Origin of the sequence: Hymenobacter monticola (genome assembly GCF_022811645.1) — a bacterium.
GTDB classification, from domain to species: domain Bacteria; phylum Bacteroidota; class Bacteroidia; order Cytophagales; family Hymenobacteraceae; genus Hymenobacter; species Hymenobacter monticola.
The window spans coordinates 4802395-4824847 of sequence record NZ_CP094534.1; the positions used below are offsets into that span (position 1 = coordinate 4802395).

The 22453-nt window shown below is 62.9% G+C and carries 21 protein-coding genes; 16 read left to right on the plus strand and 5 right to left on the minus strand.

Annotated elements, in window-relative coordinates:
* Positions 1-116: 116 nt before the first annotated feature.
* Both MTP16_RS20100 and MTP16_RS20105 read left to right on the plus strand, forming a co-directional pair.
* Entirely contained in the window at positions 117-290 is a 174-nt protein-coding gene (locus MTP16_RS20100) for a DUF2256 domain-containing protein (protein ID WP_243513141.1), read from the plus strand.
* 78 nt (positions 291-368) lie between these two features.
* Positions 369-677, plus strand: a complete 309-nt coding sequence (locus tag MTP16_RS20105) for a hypothetical protein (RefSeq protein WP_243513142.1) — start codon at positions 369-371, stop codon at positions 675-677.
* Positions 678-778: 101 nt separating this feature from the next.
* Here MTP16_RS20105 and MTP16_RS20110 read toward each other — a convergent pair whose 3' ends face one another.
* From MTP16_RS20110 to ffh, 3 genes are all read right to left on the minus strand, one after another.
* Complete coding sequence (locus tag MTP16_RS20110) at positions 779-1603, minus strand: molybdopterin-dependent oxidoreductase (RefSeq protein WP_243513143.1); 825 nt, start codon at positions 1601-1603, stop codon at positions 779-781.
* 12 nt (positions 1604-1615) lie between these two features.
* Positions 1616-2344 (minus strand): cytochrome b/b6 domain-containing protein, encoded by a 729-nt coding sequence (locus tag MTP16_RS20115; RefSeq protein WP_243513144.1) that lies wholly within the window; start codon positions 2342-2344, stop codon positions 1616-1618.
* Positions 2345-2708: 364 nt separating this feature from the next.
* On the minus strand, positions 2709-4076 hold the full coding sequence (ffh, locus tag MTP16_RS20120) for a signal recognition particle protein (RefSeq protein ID WP_243513145.1): 1368 nt from the start codon (positions 4074-4076) through the stop codon (positions 2709-2711).
* A 155-nt stretch (positions 4077-4231) separates the two neighbouring features.
* Here ffh and MTP16_RS20125 point away from each other — a divergent pair, with 155 nt between their 5' ends.
* The gene (locus MTP16_RS20125; protein ID WP_243513146.1) at positions 4232-5542 is read left to right on the plus strand and encodes a glycosyltransferase family 4 protein; all 1311 of its coding nucleotides are present in this window, start codon (positions 4232-4234) and stop codon (positions 5540-5542) included.
* On the plus strand, positions 5543-7285 hold the full coding sequence (locus MTP16_RS20130) for a DUF6044 family protein (RefSeq protein ID WP_243513147.1): 1743 nt from the start codon (positions 5543-5545) through the stop codon (positions 7283-7285).
* A gap of 5 nt (positions 7286-7290) precedes the next feature.
* Here MTP16_RS20130 and MTP16_RS20135 read toward each other — a convergent pair whose 3' ends face one another.
* The gene (locus MTP16_RS20135; protein WP_243513148.1) at positions 7291-8226 is read right to left on the minus strand and encodes a hypothetical protein; all 936 of its coding nucleotides are present in this window, start codon (positions 8224-8226) and stop codon (positions 7291-7293) included.
* Positions 8223-9695 (minus strand): MBOAT family O-acyltransferase, encoded by a 1473-nt coding sequence (locus tag MTP16_RS20140; protein ID WP_243513150.1) that lies wholly within the window; start codon positions 9693-9695, stop codon positions 8223-8225. The genes MTP16_RS20135 and MTP16_RS20140 overlap by 4 nt, the downstream gene beginning before the upstream one ends.
* Before the next feature lie 164 nt (positions 9696-9859).
* Between MTP16_RS20140 and pseB the strand changes: the two genes are divergently transcribed.
* From pseB to MTP16_RS20200, 12 genes are all read left to right on the plus strand, one after another.
* Positions 9860-10879, plus strand: coding sequence for a UDP-N-acetylglucosamine 4,6-dehydratase (inverting) (pseB, locus tag MTP16_RS20145; RefSeq protein WP_243513151.1), 1020 nt, complete (start codon positions 9860-9862; stop codon positions 10877-10879).
* An 88-nt stretch (positions 10880-10967) separates the two neighbouring features.
* Complete coding sequence (gene pseC, locus MTP16_RS20150) at positions 10968-12143, plus strand: UDP-4-amino-4,6-dideoxy-N-acetyl-beta-L-altrosamine transaminase (RefSeq protein ID WP_243513153.1); 1176 nt, start codon at positions 10968-10970, stop codon at positions 12141-12143.
* Between the two features lies 1 nt (position 12144).
* The gene (locus MTP16_RS20155; RefSeq protein WP_243513155.1) at positions 12145-13050 is read left to right on the plus strand and encodes an aldo/keto reductase; all 906 of its coding nucleotides are present in this window, start codon (positions 12145-12147) and stop codon (positions 13048-13050) included.
* On the plus strand, positions 13032-13838 hold the full coding sequence (locus MTP16_RS20160; protein ID WP_243513157.1) for an SDR family NAD(P)-dependent oxidoreductase: 807 nt from the start codon (positions 13032-13034) through the stop codon (positions 13836-13838). Before MTP16_RS20155 ends, MTP16_RS20160 begins: the two co-directional genes overlap by 19 nt.
* Before the next feature lie 8 nt (positions 13839-13846).
* The gene (locus tag MTP16_RS20165) at positions 13847-14599 is read left to right on the plus strand and encodes a cytidylyltransferase domain-containing protein (protein WP_243513158.1); all 753 of its coding nucleotides are present in this window, start codon (positions 13847-13849) and stop codon (positions 14597-14599) included.
* A gap of 43 nt (positions 14600-14642) precedes the next feature.
* Positions 14643-15233 (plus strand): GNAT family N-acetyltransferase, encoded by a 591-nt coding sequence (locus MTP16_RS20170; RefSeq protein ID WP_243513159.1) that lies wholly within the window; start codon positions 14643-14645, stop codon positions 15231-15233.
* A gap of 62 nt (positions 15234-15295) precedes the next feature.
* Positions 15296-15841 carry a UDP-4-amino-4,6-dideoxy-N-acetyl-beta-L-altrosamine N-acetyltransferase gene (pseH, locus tag MTP16_RS20175; protein WP_243513160.1) on the plus strand — a complete coding sequence of 182 codons (546 nt, stop codon included), beginning with the start codon at positions 15296-15298 and terminating at the stop codon, positions 15839-15841.
* Between the two features lie 42 nt (positions 15842-15883).
* Positions 15884-16294 carry a MaoC family dehydratase gene (locus MTP16_RS20180; RefSeq protein WP_243513161.1) on the plus strand — a complete coding sequence of 137 codons (411 nt, stop codon included), beginning with the start codon at positions 15884-15886 and terminating at the stop codon, positions 16292-16294.
* Positions 16295-16348: 54 nt separating this feature from the next.
* Entirely contained in the window at positions 16349-17392 is a 1044-nt protein-coding gene (gene pseI, locus MTP16_RS20185) for a pseudaminic acid synthase (RefSeq protein ID WP_243513162.1), read from the plus strand.
* A 123-nt stretch (positions 17393-17515) separates the two neighbouring features.
* Positions 17516-18841, plus strand: a complete 1326-nt coding sequence (locus tag MTP16_RS20190; RefSeq protein ID WP_243513163.1) for a glycosyltransferase family protein — start codon at positions 17516-17518, stop codon at positions 18839-18841.
* A 30-nt stretch (positions 18842-18871) separates the two neighbouring features.
* Complete coding sequence (locus MTP16_RS20195) at positions 18872-20950, plus strand: LamG-like jellyroll fold domain-containing protein (protein WP_243513164.1); 2079 nt, start codon at positions 18872-18874, stop codon at positions 20948-20950.
* Between the two features lie 30 nt (positions 20951-20980).
* Complete coding sequence (locus MTP16_RS20200) at positions 20981-22387, plus strand: DUF7033 domain-containing protein (protein WP_243513165.1); 1407 nt, start codon at positions 20981-20983, stop codon at positions 22385-22387.
* Positions 22388-22453: the final 66 nt, after the last annotated feature.

Consider the following 22453-nt stretch of genomic DNA (forward strand, 5'->3'; position numbering starts at 1 on the left):
GGCCACAACGCCGAAACCGGCGCCGGTGCTACCTACGGCTTTGAGGGCGAAAAGTACCTAAAACTTCGCGGGGGTGGCGGCCGTTTGCCTGTTATCTCGCTTCACCTGCACTCCCAATGCTTCCCGCCAAACTTCGTAAAGGCCAGTTGCCCACCAAAATCTGCGTTACCTGCGGCCGGCCATTTGAATATCGCAAAAAATGGCGCGCCAACTGGGACGAGGTGAAATATTGCGGCGAGAAGTGCCAGCGCAACCGCCCGCCCAGCACCCCAAATGCTGCCACCGCTTGAGCAGCCCGCAACCGGGCTGCATCTTTTTACTCACCGGCCCGTTTTGCTGAAACACCATTCGCTTAGCTTACCCCACTCATGGCCTCCAACCTCGATTACCTGGACCCCGCCCTCAAACCCCTAGAAGAAAAAGTTGACGCTTACCTGGAAGCCGAAAAAGCGCTGAACCGCGCAAAAGTGGCGCACGAAAACGGCGAAAGCCCCCAGGATGTGCCCGGTCTGCAAGCCGACTTGGCTCGCTTGGAGCAGGAAATCATCGGCATGCTGCCCACCCGCGACGAATGGCTTAAAGTGAACCTTGGCTACGGCCCTAGCCGCGTGGGCGCGTGGCACGTGCCGGCCCTTAATGGCGCGCCTGAACGGTACGAGTTGCGGGTCATCCATTAGGTGAAACGGTGAGGTAGTGAAATGGTGAGTTTGGTGTTCTGGCAGCGCGGTCTGCGCAATTTGAACATCAAACTCACCATTTCACTATCTCACCGTTTCACCTAATGCCCCGAGTCCCAGTCGTAGCCCATTTCGGCCCATAGGTCTTTTGGCCGGGTGTCGGCGAAGGCGATGGTGCCGATGCGCTTGAGGTGCTTGATGCCGTACTTGAGCGGGGTGACGAGGCGAAGGGGGGCGCCGTGCTCGGGCGTGAGGGGCTTGCCGTTCATTTCGTAGCACAGCAGCGTTTGCGGGTGCAGCACGGTGTCCATGTCGAGGCCCACGTAGTATTTCCCGTCGGGCGTGACGATGCCGGCGTAGGGCGCCAGGTCAGCCGGTGGGTTGCGCGGGTCGACGGGGCGGCCGCTGCGGGTGGCCAGGGGGTATTTGGCCAGAAAATCGGAGAAGCGGGCACCGGCCCAGTGCACCACTACGCTCCAGCCCTCGATGCACTTTAGTTCGGTCACCATCTCGATTTTAGGCAAGGCCTGCACGTCGGCCAGCGTAAACTCCTGGGTTTTGTCGGTGCCATAGGCTTGCACCTGCATGCGCCAGGTTTCGGGGTCCAGCTCACTTTTGAGCCCGTAGCGGCCATTGACGCGGGGCCGGCGGGCGCGGCTGCGGGCAAACTCCGGCGCCAGCCGCGTTTCCTTGTAATAGGCGTGGCTGAGGCGGCCGTTGGCGTCCAGCACCTTGCGCAGCGGGCGCGGGATGCCCTCGTCTTCAGGCTGCGAAATGAGCCATTTCCAGCCGCCCAGGCCCGCCAGCCCAGCCAGGCCCAGGCCGATAAACGAGCGGCGCGAGCGGCGACGGGCTTCGGCCAGCACCTCGGCTTCGGGGCGGAGGGGCGGCTGGTTGGGGGTAGTATCGGAAGTTTGGTCCGTCATTTCAGAAGCAGGCTACTTGGTTTGCGAAAGGGAAGCATCCGCGGCCGGGCCTGAAGTGGGGCCAGCCTTGATTTCGCGCGTAGCGGGTGCTACTTCCACTATCTCAAAGCCGGCCACCATGGCCCGGAAATTATTCCAGCCGGCGCGCACCACCTGGGCAATGTGCACGATGAAAAACAGCACATAGCCAATGGTGAGCGCAAAGTGAATGATGCGCGCAAACTCGTAGCCGCCCAGCAACTGCGTGAGCCAGGCAAACTGCACCGGCTTATAGATGGCCAGCCCGCTGAGCACCGAGCCCACGCCCATCAGAATCACGCTGGTGTAGGCTATCTGCTGGGCGCCGTTGAACTTGCGCACCGGCAGCGGCTTCTTGTAGAGGCCCAAATCATGAAGAGTTACCAGCACGGCCTCTCTAAATGAATGCCGGGTGGGCACCAAATAGCGCCACTCGCCCGAGAAAATGGTGTAGAGCACGTAGAGCAGGCCATTCAGGGAAAACACCCACATCAGCACAAAGTGCCAGCTCATGCCTTTGGCGAGCTGAAAGGGAATGTTGAACGCCTCGTAAAACGACTGCGGGAAGAACTTGAGCAGCGTGGTTTTGCCCCAACCGAGGCGGTACACGTCGTTGGCCCAGTATATCCACAGCCCGCTCCAAATCATGAGGCTGAGGACGGGAAAATTGACCCAGTGAAACCAGCGAATGGCCAGCGGGTGCTTTTCAACGAGTTGTTTCATACACAGCGGGAGGGTCGGGAATGCGGCGCAAGGTACGCCGGGCCGCCGGCTGGCCTTGCCTCCGTAGACGCCTTCAACCACGTTGCCTTACAGGCAGTTTTGGCGAATAAAAAAAGGACGACGCAGAGCGCCGTCCCTTTCCATACCAAAACACCTTAAAAAACTATTCTTTCACGATGAGGCTAACAACAATTGCACCAAAAGATTCCAGCGAAGTGGAAATTTCTCTCAACTATTTTGTATTGTGGAGTTTATCCTAGCCATCCTTACAAAAACCCAACCCAGAAAAGCAAGCCTCACCAAAAAGCCCCGACGTGTGTCGGGGCTTTTTGGTGAGGCTTGAAAAACGAAACCAGGAGAAGCCTTAGCGGCCCATCATGCCGCCGCCACCGCCGCGCATGCCGCCCATCATCTTCTGCATCTGGGCGAGGCCGCCTTTGGTTTGGCTAAGCTTGTTCATTTTGCGCATCATCTGGCGCATCTGGTCGAACTGCTTCATCAGGTCGTTCACCTGCTGCAGCTCCGTGCCCGAGCCTTTGGCCAGGCGGCGCTTGCGCGAGGCATTCAGCAGGTCGGGGTTGGCGCGCTCTTGCTTGGTCATGCTGCGGATGATGGCCTCGACGGGCTTGAAGGCGTCGTCGTCGATTTCCACATCCTTCATGGCCTTGCTCATGCCCGGAATCATGCCCATCAAGTCCTTGATGTTGCCCATCTTCTTGATTTGCTCGAGCTGGCCGAGGAAGTCGTTGAAGTCGAACTGGTTCTTGCGGATTTTCTTCTCGATGCGCTTGGCTTCGTCCTCGTCGAACTGCTGCTGCGCGCGCTCTACCAGCGAAATCACGTCGCCCATGCCCAAGATGCGCTGGGCCATTCGGTCGGGGTAGAACAGGTCGAGCGCGTCCATTTTCTCGCCCGTCGAGATGAACTTGATAGGCTTCTCGACCACCGCGCGGATGGAGAGGGCCGCACCGCCGCGCGAGTCGCCGTCGAGCTTGGTGAGCACCACACCGTCGAAATTCAGGCGGTCGTTGAAGGTTTTAGCGGTGTTCACGGCGTCCTGGCCGGTCATCGAGTCCACCACGAACAGCGTTTCGCTGGGGTTGATGGCCGACTTCACCTGCTCAATCTCGCGCATCATCTGCTCATCCACGGCCAGGCGGCCGGCGGTGTCGATGATGACCACCTTCTTGCCGTTTTTCTTGGCGTAGTCGATGGCGTTGCGCGAAATCTCAACGGGGTTCTTGTTCTCGACTTCGGCGTACACTTCCACGCCGATTTGCTCGCCGAGCACCTTCAGCTGGTCGATAGCGGCGGGGCGGTACACGTCGCAGGCCACGAGCAGGGTGTTGCGGCCCGATTTCTTGATGTGGCTGGCCAGCTTGCCCGCAAACGTGGTTTTGCCCGAGCCCTGCAGGCCCGAGAGCAGAATCACGGCCGGTTCGCCCTTGATGACGATGTCCTTCTTCTCGCCGCCCATGAGCTCGGTGAGCTCATCGTAGACGATTTTGACCATGAGCTGGCCCGGCGACACGGCCGTGAGCACGTCGCGGCCCATGGCGGCATCCTTGATTTTGTCGGTTACTTCTTTGGCAACCTTGTAGTTAACGTCGGCATCGACCAGGGCGCGGCGGATTTCCTTGATGGTGGCCGCCACGTTGATTTCCGAGATGCTGCCCTGACCTTTCAGGGTTTTGATGGCCCGGTCGAGCTTATTGGAAAGATTATCGAACATGAAACGCTGAGTTGAGCGGGAGAAACTGACGCACTGACCGCCGACGAAGAGCCGCGCAAAATCAGGCAGTTATTGAACCCCAAAAGTAACCACAAAAGGCCGAAAACCGGCAAAGCACGTACCTTCGCGCCCCGCCTGCCCTCCCCTGCTGTTCCGTGTCCGCCACTCGTCCGCTGCGCCTGCTCGTCATCACCTACTATTGGCCGCCTTCGGGCGGGGCTGGCGTGCAGCGTTGCCTGAAATTTGTGAAGCACCTGGGGCATTTCGGCGTCGAGCCCACCGTGATAACCGTGGACCCGGCCCAGGCCACCTACCCGGTGCGCGACGAAAGCTTGCTGGCCGAGGTGCCGCCGGGTGTGCGCGTCATCCGCACCCGCACCACCGAGCCGTTTGAGAGCTATAAGAAGCTGACCGGCCGCGCCGTTCCCTACGGCGGCTTCGCCAACGAGGGCAAGCCGGGCGCCATGCAAAAGGCCCTGCGCTTTGTGCGCGGCAACCTGTTCATTCCGGACCCGCGCCGGGGCTGGAACCGCCACGCCCTGGCCGCCGTCGAAAAGCTATTGGCCGCCGGCGAGCAGTTCGACGCCGTGCTCACGTCGTCGCCGCCGCACTCCACGCAACTCATCGGCTTGGAATTGAAGAAGCGTCACGGCCTGCGCTGGCTGGCCGATATGCGTGACCCCTGGACGGATATTTACTATTACAAAGAACTGCACCACACGCCGCTAGCTGCCTGGCTTGATGCCCGCTACGAGCGGCAGGTGCTGACGCAGGCCGATACCGTGCTGGTGACCTCGCCCGAAACCAAGCGGCTGTTTTCGGCCAAGCTGCCGGCGCTGCCATCCACCAAGTTTCAGGTGCTGCCCAACGGCTACGACGAAACCGACTTCCGGCAGCCCTCGCAGCCACCGACGGACTGCCTGCGTATCACGCACACCGGCACCATTACCGAGCTATACCACATCGAATGCCTGCTGGAGGCTATAGCCGCTTGCGCCAAGAAGCACCCCGATGTGCCGTTGCGGCTACGCTTCGTGGGGCAAGTGTCGGCCCAACTGCGCGGGCAGATTGAGCGGGCCGGGTTGCTGCCAGCCACGGAGTTTATTCCCTTCGTGCCGCACGACGAATCGGTAGAATACCTGCTGCATTCTTCGGTGCTGCTGATGGCCATACCCGACGTGCCGCGCAACTTCGGCATTCTGCCGGGCAAGATTTTCGAGTACCTGGCGGCCAACAAGCCCATCCTCTGCGTGGGCCCGGCCGGCTCCGACGCCGACAACCTATTGCAGGAGTGCGAGGCGGGCCAAGCCCTGCCCTACAGCAACTCGACCCTGATGCTGAGCACGCTGGAAGCCTTGGTAGCCCAGTGGCGCCGCAGCCCCAACCTGGATTTGCCCGCCGTGAGCCACAACCGCTACTCGCGCCGCGCGCTGGCGGGCCGGCTGTCCGAAATTGCCGCCCGCTAAATGGAACGAAACGCCATAACAAGCGGGAGCCCTTTGCTCCGGCCGCTGCCCCTGGCGCTGGTGGGCCTGGCGCTGTTTCTGCTGCCGTTCCTGCTGCTGGGCAGCCACAGCTACCTCATTATTCACGACAACCTCGACACCGAAATTGGCAGCCCCTACCTGCTGAATAAATTTCACGCCGTGTTCGATTACCGGCCCACGACGGTCATTCACAGCATCATGAACGGGCTGCCGCGCAATGCCCTGCGCTCGGGTCTGAACCCCACGGTGTGGCTGTTTGGCCTGTTGCCACCTTGGGCCGCATACCTCGTGAACCAGGCGCTGGTGCGGCTGCTGGGGCTGCTGGGCATGAGGGCCCTGCTGCGGGCGCGCTGGCTGCCCGAGCCGAGGCAGCGTGGGCTGGCGGCGGGACTGGCGTTGGCCTGGGCCACGCTGCCCATCTACTCCATTTACGGGCTTACGGTGCTGGGCCAGCCGGCCCTGCTGCTGGCGGTGCTGCGCCTGCGCGAAGGCCGCGCGCGCGGCTGGGACTGGCTGCTGGTGGCGGCGTTTCCAGTATGGACGTTTTTCGTGTTCGTAGGACCATTCATCGGGGCGGCGCTGGGCGGGCTGGTGCTCTATGACTTCTGGCAGGGGCGACGGGCGTCAGCTGCGCGCGTGGCGCTGGCCACGGGCCTACTGATGACCATGTACGTGGTGGTGGAGTGGCCGCTCTTTAATTCGCTGCTGGTGGCGCAGCAGTTCGTGTCGCACCGCACCGAGCACGACTTGCTGCAGCAAGTGCAACTTGGGATGGGTGCCGGCTTGCGGCAGACGCTTAACTTCCTGGTGCTGGGTCAGTACCATTCGAGCCAATTTTTTCGGGGCGCCGTAGGCTTGGCAGTGCTGGCCGCCCTGGCCGGGGCGCCAGGCGGCTGGCGAGTGGCGGCGCGCAAGCTGGCACCGTGGCTGCTGGGCATTTTGGGTGTGAGCGTGTTCTGCGGCTTTGTGCTGCAGGGCGTGGCGCTGGTGCAGCATCAGCTGCCCTTGCTGCATGCCTTCAACCTCACACGGCTGGGCTTTTTGCTGCCGCTGGCCTGCTTCGGCGTGTTGGCGCTGAGCTTGCGCTTGCTGCCAGCCGGCCGGCGCGGGGCAGCGGTCGGACTGGTGGGTTTGCAGCTGCTCATCGGCCTGCTAATGAACACGGAATGGACCAGCAACCTGCGCGAGCTGGCCGGGCATCCAAAAAAAGGCCAGCCCAACTACGCGCAGTACGTAGCTAAGCCACTGTTTGACAACATTAAACAATACCTCGCCCAACGCACGGGCCTGCCGCCCAGCGGCTACCGGGTGGGCTGCCTGGGCTTTGCACCCGCTGTGGCCCAGCTCAACGACTTCTACACCCTCGACAGTAACCAGAACAACTACCCGCTCGCCTACAAGCACCGGTTCCGGCCGCTCATCGCCAATGAGCTGGCCAAAGACGCGGCCCTGCGCAACTACTTCGATGCTTGGGGCAACCGCTGCTTTTTCTTTTCGCACGAGCTGGGCCGCGACTTTCTGGTGCCGGCCGTGCCCGTCCGCACCGTGCAGGATTGGGCCCTCGACGCAGCAGCCTTCCGGCGACTGGGCGGCCGGTTTATTCTCAGCGCCGCCCGGCTGGCAAATCCCGCCCGGAGCGGCCTGCGCCCGGTGGCCGATTTCAGCAACCCCAGTGCCTACTGGCGCATTTACGTGTACGAAGTGGCGCAAGCAACCAAGTAACGGGGTTATAGCGCGGGCAATATTTTACCCAAATCGTTAGCCAATTGCTCGCTGAAGGCCGCGCTGGCGTCGCGCTGCAGGTGGTTGCCGTCGGTGGTGGCGTAGGGCGCGGCGCTGTAGTCGAGGTAGGGCACGGCCTGCTCGGCAGCCATTTCTCGAATCCGCTGGTCGAAACCGGGCTGATGGGTGTGCTCTAAGGCCAACAGTGCCGGGCCCACAGGCAGGCGCACCAGCACCACGTGGCCGTGCTGTTTTAAGAGCCGCACGGTTTGGGCCAGCGCCTGCAAGCGGCCGGCCGAGAGGTGCTGCGTTGTGGCCAGCTTCTGGTAGTCTGCCAGCTTGCGGGCGGTGCGGGCGCGCACCTGGGCGCTGTCGGTGCCGATGTTCACTTCGAGCCAGCCGTCGGGGTGCAGGCGCTCGGTGGCGGTGGCGTAGTCGAGCAGCAGGCGGTAGAGCGGCTTGGTTTGGTAGCGCGTGAGGTAGGGCAGGTTCGGGTTCTGGCTGACCTGGCGGAGCTGGCCGATGAACGATTGGCTTTCGGGAAAAACGCCTTCCGGCCCCATGAGCGACAACGACCACGGGTCGACGGCCACGAGGAACAGGCCATTCTTTACCTCCGGCCGCAGCTTGCGCTCAATGCTGCGCAAATAGGCCGGCCCGTAGGGCGAGTGCGTGAGCGTGAAGGCATAATTCAGCAACGGCCCCTCGAACCGCCCGCCCAGCCGCGCCGCCAGCACCGCCGGCCGGATGCCCTGCGCCGCCCGCGAGGTGCCCAGAATCAGCGAGCCCGCTGGTGGGCTGGTGAAGCGACCATAAAAGGCATCGACCTGCCCGCGCTGCAGCACCGGGCCCAGCGCCAGCGCCCCTAGCAGTAGGGCGCCGCCTAGCAGCACCAGCCGCCCGAGCAGCTTCAGAACCGCAGATTTTTCGGGCTGCTTCAAAACTGGAAGTAGATAAACGAGGTGCTGTTGAACACGCCCAGGTACAGAATGAGCAAAGCCAGTCCCGAATAGCCGGCCCAACGCACCGGGGCCGATTGGGCGGAAAGCCAAGCTTGCAGACTGCGTGCCCGTCCGAAATATTCAACCACCAGCATGGCGAATACGCTGAACGCGGCCACGGCCAGCTCGGGCCGGTAGTGCTGCGAGAACTCAAGCAGCAGCGTGGCTGTGCCCCGGCCACCCAAGTTTCCCCAGCCACTGAGCAGGTGTTGGCTGATGAAAACGGCATCGCCGAAGCTGTTAGCGCGGAAGAAAATCCAGGCATAAGCCACCAGAACGAATGTAACCAGTACGCCTATTATGCGCCGCAAACGTGGGTACGCGGCCAGCCCAGTGAAGCGCGCCAGCCGCTCGCGCACTGGCCGGGCCCAAGTGCTGAGCACCAGGTACAGGCCGTGCAGGCCACCCCAGGCCAGAAACGTCCAGTTGGCGCCGTGCCACAGGCCGCTGATGAGAAACACGGCCAGCAGGTTGCCATAGGCGCGGGCCGGGGCCACGCGGCTGCCGCCCAGCGGAATGTACACGTAGTCGCGGAACCAGCCGGACAACGAAATGTGCCAGCGCCGCCAGAACTCCGGCACCGAAGCCGAAAGGTAAGGCTGCCGGAAATTGAGGTTAAAATCGAAGCCCAGCACCCGCGCGGCGCCGCGGGCCATGTCGGTGTAGCCGGAGAAGTCGCCGTAAATCTGGAAGGTGAAGGCCAGCGTGGCCAGCACCAGCAGCGGCCCTTCCGGATGCTGCTGCGGGTTGTTGAACACGGGATTGACGAGCAGGGCGAGGCGGTCGGCCACCACAACTTTCTTAAATAAGCCCCAAGCCATGAGGCGCAGTCCGTTCACGATGCGGGCATAGTCAAATGAATGCTCGCGCCGAAACTGCGGCAGCATGTGACCGCCGCGCTCGATGGGCCCGGCCACCAGCTGCGGAAAAAACGCCACGAAAAGGGCAAAGCGTCCAAAATTGCGCTCCGCTTCCAGCCGGCCCTGGTACACATCGATGATGTAGCCCACCGACTGAAACGTGTAGAACGACACCCCCACCGGCAGCAGCAGCCCCAGCGCCGGCCCGCTGCCGTGCGGTAAGTGGAAAGCCTCGGCCAACTGCAGCACCGCGTCGCGGAAGAAGTTGAAGTACTTGAACACGAACAGCGTGCCCAGGTTGCTGGCCAGGCTGAGGTAGAGCCAGGGCCGGCGCGCCTGCTTGCTGGTTAGCTGGCTCATGCGGTAGCCGCTGTAGTAGTCGAGCACGGTGGTGGCCAGCAGCAGCAGGGCGTAGATGGCCCGCCAGCTCATGTAGAAATAGTAGCTGGCAATGAGCAGCAGCGGGTTGCGCCAGCGCGGCGGCAGGCTGAAGTAGAGCCCGACAACCAGCGGGAAAAAGACGAGGAAATGAAGGGAATTGAATAGCATGCGCGCGGCGGCCGGGGCGTGGCGGGCCAAAGGTCGGGAATGTAGCGTGGACTCTGCGAGTCCGCGCCCGCGTGGTGTTCGTTCGTGCAAGGCGCGGACTCGCAGAGTCCACGCTACATTCCTGCCGACTACTTTTGCAGTCTTGTTTCGGCTTCCCCTAATTCATGGCTCTCGACCTCAACCACAAATCCATCCTCGTCACGGGCGGCACCGGCTCGTTCGGCAAGCAATTCGTGCGCACCGTTTTCGAACAATTTCCGCAGGTGAAACGCCTCGTGGTGTTCTCGCGCGACGAGCTGAAGCAGTACGAAATGAGCCAGGAATTTAGCCCGGCCAAGTACCCGGCCATCCGCTACTTCATCGGCGACGTGCGCGACCCGCAGCGCCTGCACCGCGCCTGCGAGGGCATCGACATTGTGATTCACGCCGCCGCCCTCAAGCAGGTGCCCGCTGCCGAGTACAACCCGATGGAGTGCATCAAAACCAACATCTTCGGGGCCGAAAACGTCATCAACGCCGCCCTCGATTGCGGCGTGAAGGACGTGGTGGCCCTGAGCACCGACAAGGCCGCCGCGCCCATCAACCTCTACGGCGCCACCAAGCTGTGCTCGGATAAGCTCTTCGTGGCGGCCAACAACATGAAGGGTGCCCGCGACCTGCGTTTCTCGGTGGTGCGCTACGGCAACGTCATTGGCTCGCGCGGCTCGGTGGTGCCGTTCTTCCTGCAGGAGCGCCACAAGGGCGTGCTGCCCATCACGCACCCCGATATGACGCGCTTCAACATCTCGCTCGAAGAAGGCGTGGACCTGGTGCTCTATGCGCTGGAGCACGCCTGGGGCGGCGAGATTTTCGTGCCGAAAATTCCCTCCTACAAAATCACGGAAGTAGCCCGCGCCATCGGCCCCGAGTGCGAGCAGCGCATCGTGGGCATCCGCCCCGGCGAGAAGCTGCACGAGGCCATGATAACCGAAACCGACGCCCTGAGCACTGTGGAGCTGGACCGCTACTACGTTATCCTGCCCGCGATGCCGACCTGGGATGTAGAAAAATTCATCAAGGAATTCAACGGGCAGCGCGTGCCGCTGGGCTTCTACTACGACTCGGCCAACAACGAGGAATGGCTGGATGCGGAGCAGATTCGCGAGGAAATCCGCCTGCACGTGGACGCGGACTTTGCGGTGTAGTTTTTAGGCTTCTGGCAGATAGCTACCAGCCAGAATTCGTTCTCTTTACCTGAACAACAGCTAGCAGTTAATGGCCAACAGCTCAACAGTGCCTGACCGCCCCCTTCCCTACGGCCGCCAGCACATCACCGACGCCGACGTGGCCGCTGTGACGGCCGCCCTGCACGCCGACTACCTCACCCAGGGCCCCACCGTGGCCGAGTTTGAGCGGCAGTTTGCCGAGTACGTTGGGGCCAGGTACGCCGTGGCCGTAAGCAACGGCACCGCTGCATTGCACCTCTGCGCCCTGGCCCTGAACGTGCAGCCCGGCCAGCGCATCATTACTACGCCCCTCACCTTTTCGGCCTCGGCCAACTGCGTGCGCTACTGCGGCGGCGAGGTGCACTTTGCCGACATCGACCCACAAACCGGATTGGTGGATTTAGGATTGGTGCGCCAGATGCTCGAAGCGCACCCAAAAGGCTATTTCACCGGCCTGATTCCGGTGGATTTTGCCGGACTGGCCGTAAACTTGGAAGAAGCCCGGAAGCTGGCCGACGAGTTCGGCCTCTGGATAATTGAGGACGCCTGCCACGCGCCCGGCGGCTTTTTCGTCGACTCGGCGGGCCGGGAGCAGCGCTGCGGCAACGGCCACTTTGCCGACCTAGCCATCTTCAGCTTCCACCCCGTGAAGCACATTGCCACCGGCGAAGGCGGCATGATTACCACCAACTCGGAGGCGCTGTTTCACCACCTGCTGCGCCTGCGCACCCACGGCATTACCCGCGACCCGGCCGACCTCGTACGTGAGCCCGACGGCGGCTGGTACATGGAAATGCAGGAGCTGGGCTACAACTACCGCCTGCCCGATTTCAACTGCGCTCTGGGCCTGAGCCAGCTGGCCCGCGCCGACGAAGGCCTGGCCCGCCGCCGCCAGCTGGCCGCCCGCTACGATGCCGCCTTTGCCGCGTTGCCGGGTGTGACGGTGCTGGCCCCCGGCCGGCCCGGCCACGCCTACCACCTTTATGTCATTCAAGTAGCGCAGCGGCGGGAGCTGTATGACTTTTTAAAAACCAAGCAGATATTTGCGCAGGTGCATTACATCCCGGTGCACCGCATGCCGTACTACGAAGGCCTGGGCTGGCGCGCGGGCGACTTCCCGCTCGTGGAGAATTATTACGCGCACTGCCTAAGCATCCCCATGTTTCCGACGCTGACCGACGCGGAGCAAGACTACGTGGTGGCGTGCATTCGGGAGTTCGTCGAAGCACCCCATGCCCGCTGATATGGCCGCGGCTGACGCGCAGGACTTTACCGGCCGCTTGGCGCTGGGCACCGTGCAGTTTGGCCTTGATTACGGCATCAATAACACTGCTGGCCGCCCCGACGACGCCACGGTGGCCGAAATCCTGAGCATCGCCCAAGCCGCGGGCATTAACCTTTTGGATACGGCCGCCGCCTACGGCGACAGCGAAACCCGCCTGGGTGATTGGCTCGGTCAAGCCGGAGCCGAGCCCTATCCGTTTGCATTGGTGACCAAGCTGGCCGCGGGGCCAGCCGGGCACGTGTGGCATGCGTTTCAGAACTCGCTTAAACGCCTGCGGCTGACGTCGGTTTACGGGGTGCTGTTCCACCAGTTTGCTGGCTTTCGCGACAAGCCGGCGGCCTGGGAGGTATTGTGCGATGCGCAGGCGGCGGGCCTTGTGCAACGCATTGGCGTGTCGCTCTACCATCCCGAAGAAGCCGAGTGGCTGCTGGCCAACCCGCTGGGTGTAAGCTTGGTGCAGCTGCCCTTTAATGTGTTTGACCAGCGGTTTGGGCCTCTGTTGCCGGCCTTGCAGCGTGCCGGTATCGAGGTGCACGTGCGGTCGGCTTTTCTACAAGGACTGCTGCTGCGCGACCCGGCCACGCTGCCCGCTTTCTTTGCGCCGCTGGCGCCTAAACTCGTGCAGTTGCGGGCCTTAGCCCAGCGCGCGGGCATTCCGCTGGCTAGTTTGCTCCTGCTCTTTGCCGCTTACGCACCGGGCGTGGGCCGCGCGGTCATTGGCGTCGACACGGCGGCCAACCTGCGCGAAAACCTGGCCGCCGGCGCCTACCGGGTGCCGGCCGAGCTGCTGCGGGCTGAGCTGGAAACCCTGGCCGAAACAACTACCGATTTTATTTTGCCCTATACATGGCCTCCTCGTCCTTAGCCCCTTACGCCAACTTGTTCGACCTGACGGACCGGCTGATTCTCATCACAGGCGGCTACGGGCACCTGGGCCGCGGCATGGTGCGCGGCCTGCTGGCCCATGGCGCCACCGTGGTGGTGCTTGGGCGCGACGAAAACCAGTTCAAGGCCACCTTCGCGGAGGAAATCCCGGACGGAGCGCTGCATTTTGTGAGCTGCGACATTGCCACCACGCCTTCGGTGCAGGCGGCGCTGGCGGCCTGCCGGGAACGGCACGGCCTGCCCCACGTCCTCATCAACAACGCCGTGTACAGCGCCGGCCAGCAGCCCGATGCCCTGACCGACGAGCAATTTGCCCGCGGCCTCGACGGCTCGGCGGGCAGCGCCTACCGCTGCCTGCGCGAAGTGCTGCCCTACCTGCGCGAAAACGGCGGCGGCAAAATCATCAACGTAGCTTCGATGTACGGCCTCGTCGCCCCCGACTTCGCGGCCTACGACGAGTACCCGCAGTTTCTGAACCCGCCGCACTACGGCGCGGCCAAAGCCGCTGTAATTCAGCTCACCAAGTACTTTGCTTCTTACCTTGGCGCCGAAAACATTCAGGTAAACTGCGTGTCGCCGGGCCCTTTTCCCAGCGAAAGCGTGCAGGCAGAAAGTGGTTTTGTGGCGGAGCTGCAAAAGCGCAACCCCTTGGGGCGCATTGGCCGGCCTGATGACCTGGCCGGGGCTTTTGTGTACCTCTGCGCGGCGGCTTCTGACTTTGTTACCGGCCACAACCTCGTGGTGGACGGCGGCTGGACCATTCGCTAATACCCCGCATGATGCTCCCCTCCTGGCCCGTTCGCGTTGTCGTCATCATTCAGGCGCGCATGAACTCTTCCCGCCTGCCGGGCAAGGTACTGCTGCCCCTGCCTTTATCGGCCGAAACCAGCATTCTGGGCCATGTAGTGGCGCGCGCCGCGCTGGTGGTGCCGGGCCCGCAGGTGGTGGTGGCCACCTCCACCCAAGCGGCCGATGATGCCGTAGTCGCTGCCGCGCAGGCCCTGCAGGTGCCGGTATTTAGGGGCGACGAGCAGGACGTGCTGGGCCGCTTCGTGGGGGCCGCAGCGGCCCATCAAGCCGAGGCAGTGGTTCGCCTCACAGCCGACAACCCGGCCGTAGACCCTGCTTTTGTGCGGGCCTGCGTGGCCCATCACCAGGCCACGCAGGCCGATTATACCCTGACCACGGGCCTGCCGCTGGGCACCAATGTAGAGGTCATCGCGGCAGCAGCCCTGCGCCGAGCTGCCGACGCCGCCACGCGCCCTGAGGAGCGCGAGCACGTGACGCCCTACCTGCGCCGCCACCCCAACCTTTTCCGGCTTGAAGAGTTGCCTTGCGCCGTGCCGGCTGCCGTGGCCGGGCTGCGCCTGACGGTGGATTACCCAAGCGACTACGCACTACTGCAGCTGCTGTATTCAGAGTTGCCTGCCGGTTTTTCGCTCACCGACCCGGCCGGGCTGCCCGCTTTGCTGGCAAAGCACCCCTGGCTGGCGCAGATTAACAGCCAAAACAGCCAGGTTCAACCCTAAAGCGCCGGTTTTTCTATCAACTTTCCATTCCTGCCCGTTTTCCATGCCCGAGCTCTCCTACCTGGCCTTGCGCTCCAACCCGTACGAGCACGACGGCTACTGCCTGCGGCCCATCCGTTACGAAGACCGGGAGCCCATCCGGCAGTGGCGCAACGCCCAGCTGCAGGTGCTGCGTCAGGCCGTGCCGCTCACTGTCGAGCAGCAGGACGCGTATTTCCAGCGCGTGGTGCTGCCGCTATTCGAGCAGGAACGGCCTGGCCAGCTACTATTTTCGTTGCTGCATCACAATGAGTTGGTGGCCTACGGCGGCCTGGTGCATATTTCCTGGCCCGACGAGCGGGCTGAGATTTCCTTTCTGGCCGCCCCGGCGCGCGTGAGAAACCCGGCCACCTACCGGCAGGACTTTCTCACGTTCCTGCAATTGCTCTACCGGGTGGCTTTCGAAGACCTGCGCCTGAACCGGCTGGTGACCGAAACCTACGACCTGCGGCCGGCGCACGTCGCCATCATGGAAGAAAGCGGCTTGAAGCCCGAGGGCCGGCTGCGCCAGCACGTGCAGTTGGCACCCGGTACCTTTGCCGACTCGCTCATGCACGGGCTGCTGGCCGCGGACTACGCAGCCACCGCGCCCTGAAGTGGTGCCGGCGCTGCGGCCCGCTGCTTTTCCCGTGTAAATCTGTTCTTGTTTTATTGCCCATGAATAACGACATCCTGCGCCCCCTCACCGCCGACGACCTGGAAATGGTGCGCGCCTGGCGCAATTCCGACGCTGTGGCTCAGTACATGTACACCGCCACGCCCGTTTCGGCCGAGCAGCAGCAGGCGTGGTTTGCCCGCATCAGCGCCGACGCCAGCAAGGAGTACTGGATTATTCAGAACCAGGGCCGGGCCGTGGGCGTGGCCAACCTCTACGACATCAACCCCGCGTTTAAATCCTGCTACTGGGCCTTTTACCTGGGCGAAACCGACCTGCGCGGCAGCGGCCTGGGCGCTAAAGTAGAAATGGCCGTGCTCGATTACGTGTTTGAGGAGCGCAAGCTGAACAAGCTGCTTTGTGAGGTATTTGTGAGCAACGACAAGGTGATTGCCATGCACGAGAAGTTTGGCTTTCGGCGCGAGTCGTATTTTCGCCAGCACATCTACAAAGACGGCGCCTTTCACGATGTAGTAGGCCTGGCCATGCTGCAGCGCGAGTGGCAGCAGTTGCGCGAGGGCCTCAGGGCCCGGTTTTTGCGGGCCTGAGCGCGGTCCCGGCCCGCTTCCGTTTCTCCCCAACCTCGCGCCATGCCCCTGGCTCCCGGCGATACCGCCTCCCTCAGCAAAACCATCACCGAAGCCGACGTGCAGCAGTTCGCCGCGCTCTCGCTCGACACTAACCCGCTGCACCTCGACGAGGAGTACGCCCGGGAAGCACGGTTTGGGCGGCGCATCAGCCACGGCATGCTCTACGGGGCGCTGGTGAGCGCCGTGATTGGCACGCAGCTGCCCGGGCCGGGCACCATTTACATCAGCCAAAGCTTCACCTTCCTGAAGCCGGTGTTTCGCGAAGACGTCATCACGGCCACCGTGACCGTGACGGCAGTGGAAGCCGCCCGCCGGCAAGCCGTGCTGCGCACCGACTGCCACAACCAGCACGGCACCCTGGTGCTCACCGGCGAAGCCCGCGTGCTGCTGCCCCCTGCCGCAGGCCAGTAAGCGCCGAATGGGCGGCGCGGCGCCCGTTACCTTTGCGTTCTTGCTTTTTTGCTCATGACTGAGATTACCATTGGCGGCCGCTTGGTCGGCCCGGCCCACAAGCCGTTCATCATCGCCGAAATGTCGGGCAACCACAACCAGAGCCTCGAGCGGGCCCTGGCTTTGGTCGATGCCGCCGCCGCGGCCGGCGTCGATGCCCTCAAGCTGCAGACTTACACGGCCGACACCATTTCGATGGACACCGGCTTTGCCATTGCCGAGCAGGGCCAGTCGCTGTGGGAGGGCCAGAACCTCTACAAGCTCTACCAGGAGGCGCACACGCCCTGGGAATGGCACGCCGAACTGTTTGCCCGCGCCCGGCAGCACGGCCTGCTAGCCTTCAGCTCGCCGTTCGACGAGACGGCGGTGGACTTTCTGGAGACGCTCGACGTGCCGGCCTACAAAATTGCCTCTTTCGAAAACGCCCACTGGCCGCTGCTGCGCAAAGTAGCCGCTACCGGCAAGCCCGTGATAGTGAGCACCGGCGCCGCCACCCTGGCCGAGATTGACGACGCCGTGCGGGTGCTGCGCGGAGCCGGCTGCCGCGAACTGGTGCTGCTCAAGTGTACCAGCACCTACCCCGCCTCGCCCGCCAACACCAACCTGCGCACCATCCCGGTGCTGGCCGAAACCTTCGGCTGCCCCATCGGCCTGAGCGACCACACCATGGGCGTGGGCGCGAGCGTGGCGGCCGTGGCCCTGGGCGCCTGCGTCATTGAGAAGCACTTCACCACCAGCCGTGCCGAGGGCGGCGTCGATTCCGCCTTCTCGCTGGAGCCGCACGAGCTGAAGCTGCTGGTGGAAGAAACCGAGCGCGCCCACCAGGCGCTGGGCGGCGTGCAGCTCTGCGTTCAGCCCAACGAGGAGAAAAGCCGCCTCTACAAGCGCAGCATCTACGTGTCGAAGCCCATTGCGGCCGGCGAAGAATTCACCACCGATAACCTGAAAATCATTCGCCCCGGCGACGGCCTCTGGCCCCGGCACTGGGACACCGTGCTGGGCCGCCGGGCGGTGAAGGACCTCAAACCCGGCACGCCGCTTACGTGGGAAGCCATTTAGGGTAAGAGGGTATGAGGGTATGAGGGTAAGAGGGTAAGAGGGTAAGAGGGTAAGAGGGTAAGAGGGTAAGAGGGTAAGAGGGTAAGAGGGCTTACTTTAACCAGGATTTGAGGTTTTGCACGCATGTCGACTACGCCAACAGAAACAACTCCTACCCCCATACCCGCCCACCCTCCTACCCTAGTCAAGCGCCTGCGCGACATCCTGCAGCTGCGCTTCTCCGACGTGTATGCCGACCTGCCCGCGGCGGCCATGGCCAGCATTTCGCCCGCCAACCCACTGAAACGGCTGGCGCGAGTGCTGGCCTACGCGAGCTTGCGGCTGGTGGGCAACGTGTTTCGGCCCATCCGCAACCCCGACAACCTGCACGGCCAGGTGTGGCTCTACGTGGTGAGCGCCAACAACTATGATGCGCTTTCTTTCATTAAAGCCGCGCGGACCGATGCTGTGCTGCTAGCCGGGCAAGCCAAAAACATTGGGCGCTACAACGGGGCCGTAAACCGGCTATCGCTGCGCCGCAAGCTGCTGTACTACTGGCAGTTTCCCTGGGCTTTCATCGGGCTGCTGCGTTCGGAAGGACGGCGGGCGTGGCGGTACTTCGATTTTATTTTCTACGCCATTGGCTATTACGAGGTGTACCGGCGGGCTTTGCGCCATTACCGCCCGCGCGCCGTGGTGTTTTCCAACGACCACAACGACGACTCCCGCTCGCTGCTGCTGGCCTGCCAGGCCGAGGGCGTGCCCACGGCCTACATTCAGCACGCCAGCGTGAGCACGAGCTTCCCGCCCCTGGGCTTCGACCTCAGCCTGCTCGAAGGCCAGGACGCCCTGGACAAGTACCGCCAGTGCGGCCCGGTGCGCGGCCGGGTGGAGCTGGTGGGCATGCCCAAGGCGGACGCTTTTTTGGGCCAGAAAAACACGCAACCGGCCGTGAAGCGGGTAGGCTTGGCCTGCAACGTGCACGACCCCGTATCGGCTCTCACCGAAACCCTCTCCTACCTGATGGCGGAGCTGCCGGGCCTGACCTTCACCCTGCGCCCGCACCCCAGCGACCCGCGCGATTTTCAGCCGCTGCGGCGGGCGCTGCCCCTGCTGCAATGGTCTGACTCCAAGCAGGAAAACGTGTTTGCTTTCCTGCAAAAACACGACGCGCTGATTGCCGCCGATACCTCAACCCACCTGGAAGCCATCCTGCTGAATCTGGCCAGTATCTACTTCCAGTTTAGCGGTAATGCTGCCATCAACGATTACTACGGCTATGTGGCCCACGGCCTGATTGACGCGGCGCAGGACCTGCCCGCGTTGAAAGCCCTATTGCTTCAATACCAGGCAAGGAAGCCGACCGACCTGTTCCGGCGCGCTTCCTATTACAACGCCACGGTAGGAACGGAGCACGAAGACCGCAGTCAGGAACTAGCGGCCGATATTATTACGAAATGGATGCGGTAGCTTTAGCATTTCCACCGCTGCCCCTGCACCGTGCTTCTACCATTCTTCTACATATCGGCCACCGGTTGGGTCCGAGGGCTGTGCGCCATTGCACTGCTATTGCTTTGTGTGCTGCGCTTTGGCTGCCCGCAGGCGTGGGCTCAGGCACGGTCGTTGCCAGGCTCCGGCAACTCGCTGTTTTTTAACGGCATCGACAGCTACGTGGATTGCGGCCCCACCAATCGGGCAATTCGGGACCAACTGGTCCTCACCGTCTGGGTAAAGACTCAGAATTCAGGTTATCAATGCGTGGTCAGTAAGTTTTCGGACGGCCCGGCCGAGGACAAAGGGTTTTTCCTGTACACCTCGGGCGGCAAAGCGGGCTTTAGCGGCCGCAACGGCTCGGGACGGCTCATGAGTTCGGGCCTGTCCACCTCGCGCATCGACGACGGACGCTGGCACCACTTGGCGGGCATTTGCAGCGGCAACCCTTGGCGGTGGCAAATTGTGGTCGATGGCATTCTGGAAAACACGGGCAACTACTCGAACGCGGGCACGTTGGAGTTAGCGAGCACCGCGCCGCTGCTCATCGGGTGTGACTACGTAGCAAATGGACACTATTTCGAGGGAGAGATTGATGAACTAAAAATTGCTTCGGCTCCATCTAACGATTACAGTATACGCCTGTCCATGTGTTCCAAGTACACCACGGCACCGCAGACTATGTGGTTCAACTACCGCTTTGACATGAGCGCCGGCACCACCCTGGTCGACAACGGGTCGAGACCGGCCGATGGCACCCTCCACAACTTTGGCAATAACCCGTGGCGCACCTCGGGCGCCCCGATTGGGGACCGGACGCTGGCGGTGTATGGAGACTTATTAGCACCGCTTCCGCTTAACCAGCCCTGGCGCATGGAAACAGCGGAGGGCGACAGCATCATTATTGATAACATTTCACCTTCCACCCGAGGAATCCATATCTACCTGGTCGACGAGCCGCCTTCCATCCTGCCTTCGGGCCCCTCGGGCGGAGCTTATTTCGGCGTTTTCACGGTTGGAGACCCAAGCGCCAATAGCTACACCCTCAGCATCAGGCCTGCCGGCGGGGCGGGCTGCCGCAATGCTTACACCCGGCTGAGCAACGACAGGCAGTGGTCCTTGCCTGCCCAGCTGCCCTCCAGCCGCGACCGGCTGCTGATACCCACCACGGTCTACCGCAGCGAGCATATTCTGACGCGTGGGCCTGAAACCCTGGCAACCATCAGCGGTGATTCCGTGGCCTGCGCGGGCGGCCGCGCAACGCTGGCCGTAGCGGGCGCAGGCATCACGGGCATTCGGTGGAACACCGGCGCAACCACTCCTACCCTCAGCGCGGGGCCCGGCGCCTACACGGCCGTTGTCACTTTTGCCTCGGGCTGCTCGCGGGTGTTGCAGCACATCGTGCGGAGCATCACCCCGGGCTTAATCATCACCGGAGATTCCACCCTCTGTCCGGGCCGGGCTACCTCCTTAACGGCGCTAGCCGCCCGCGCCACTTCCTACCGCTGGAGCACCGGGGCCACCACGGCCACGGTGCAATTAACCCAGTCCGGCACTTACACGGTGACGGCAACCTACCCTGGGGGCTGCACAGTATCGGCCCGACGCACCGTGCGCCTGAATACAGAACTGGTTCCAACATTCACCCTCGGCGTCGATACGACCCTGTGCGAGGGCGAACAAGTGCTGTTGCAGGGGCCGGCCGGTGCTTCCTACCGCTACCAGTGGTCGGACGGCTCGACCAACCGGCAACTGCTGGCGCAGGCAGCCGGGCGCTACACCTTGCGGGTGAGCACGGCCTGCGGCGAACAAAGCGCCAGCCGCACCGTGGCTGTGGCCTCCTGCCTGAAAGTGCCCAACATTATAACCGCCAATGGCGATAAGCACAACGACCGGTTCACGGTGCAGGGCCTGAAGGGCGAGGGCTGGGTGCTGGACGTATACAACCGTTGGGGCCGGGCCGTGTTCCAGACGGCCAACTACCACAACGAGTGGGGCGCCGACGCCGCGCCCGGCGTGTACTATGTGCTGCTGCGTCGGCCCGCCACGGGCTTCGTGTACAAGGGCTGGCTGGAAGTAGTCCGCTAGCCGCACACCTGGCGGCTATCTTCGCGCCCTATGGCAGCCCCGGCACTTTCCGCACCACCGCTTCCGGCCACGCCGACGGTTACGCCCGCGGTGCGGCTGGCTTACGTGCTGCAGCATTTCTGGCAGGCGTACCCAGCCGCTCAGCAAGTGCCCATTGGCTACGAGCCCGCGCCAGCGGGCGTGACCGTACTTGCCGGGGCAGGAGCCTTTTTTTCCGGAACGAACCCCTACCCGCCCGCTCCGCATTGGCGCGATTGGGCCGGTCAGTCCATCCCTTTTTTCTTCGATGCTGCTCCTGGTGCGCCGTTGTTCACGCTACACCCCGGTGCTGTCACAGTGCATACCGACCTTATTTCGGCGGCTTTCTACCTACTCAGCGGCTGGCAGGAATACTTCTCGTCGGAGCGCGACCGGCACGGGCGCTTTCCCTATGCCGCCAGCGTGCAAAAGCAGTATGACTTCGTGACCGTGCCGGTGGTGAACTACTACTTTGACGTGCTGAAAACCGCCGTGGAGCACGTTTCGGGGCAGAAGCTGCCGCCGCGCCGCTGGGCTGATGATGCGCCATTTGGGGCCTTTATCACCCACGACATCGACAACCTGCACAGTGCCTGGAAAGCCCCGGCGAAAGCGGACCTCAAGCGGGGGAATCTTTGGGGTTTCGCACGAAAGATGTGGCAGCATGTCACGCAGCCCGATGCCTGGGACAACCTGGAAGCCGTGGCCGCTGCCGTGGCGGCGGACGGAGCGAAGTCGACTTTTTTCGTGCTGCCCGCCCGCCAGCCGGGTGCAGACGGCACACCCAATGCCGATTACCGGCTCGACGACGCCCTTTGGAACCGCTTTCACCGGCTCGCCGCTGCTGGTCGGCACGAAATAGCGTTGCATGGCAGCATTGGCACGGCTGTGAGTGCGACGCAGCTTGGTGGGGAAGCACAAGATTTCCTGCAAGCCCGCGCGCTTTTTCCCTTCGGCAACCGGTTTCACTACCTCCGCTGGGAGCCCCGGCTGACCCCGCAACTACTGGAAGCGGGCGCAGACGCGCTGGAAATTGGCCCCAAATACGATTCTACGCTGGGCTTTGCCGAGCATTTTGGTTTTCGACACTCTTATTGTCACCCGTTCTACCCCTTCAATTTTTCTACGGCCGAGGCACATAGCTTCTTGGAAATTCCGCTGAATGTGATGGATGCCACGCTGCACCACCCCCACTACCTTCAGCTTCAGGCCGATGAAATTTTGCCTGCCCTCCGGCCCATGCTGCAGGAAATCGAGCGCTTCGGGGGGGTAGCCACGGTGCTGTGGCACAACGACCATTTCGACCCTGCCAACGACACCACCGGCCCGCGCCAGTTTGCCGAGATTGTGAAGCACCTGCGGCAGCGCGGCGCGGCGTTTCTGACGGGCTGGGAAATATGGCGGCAGTTTGAGAGTTAAGCATGGCGGTGGAACTGCACCGCCATTGCCGCGTTTGCTCGGCAGTCATTTATTTGTTCACTTACC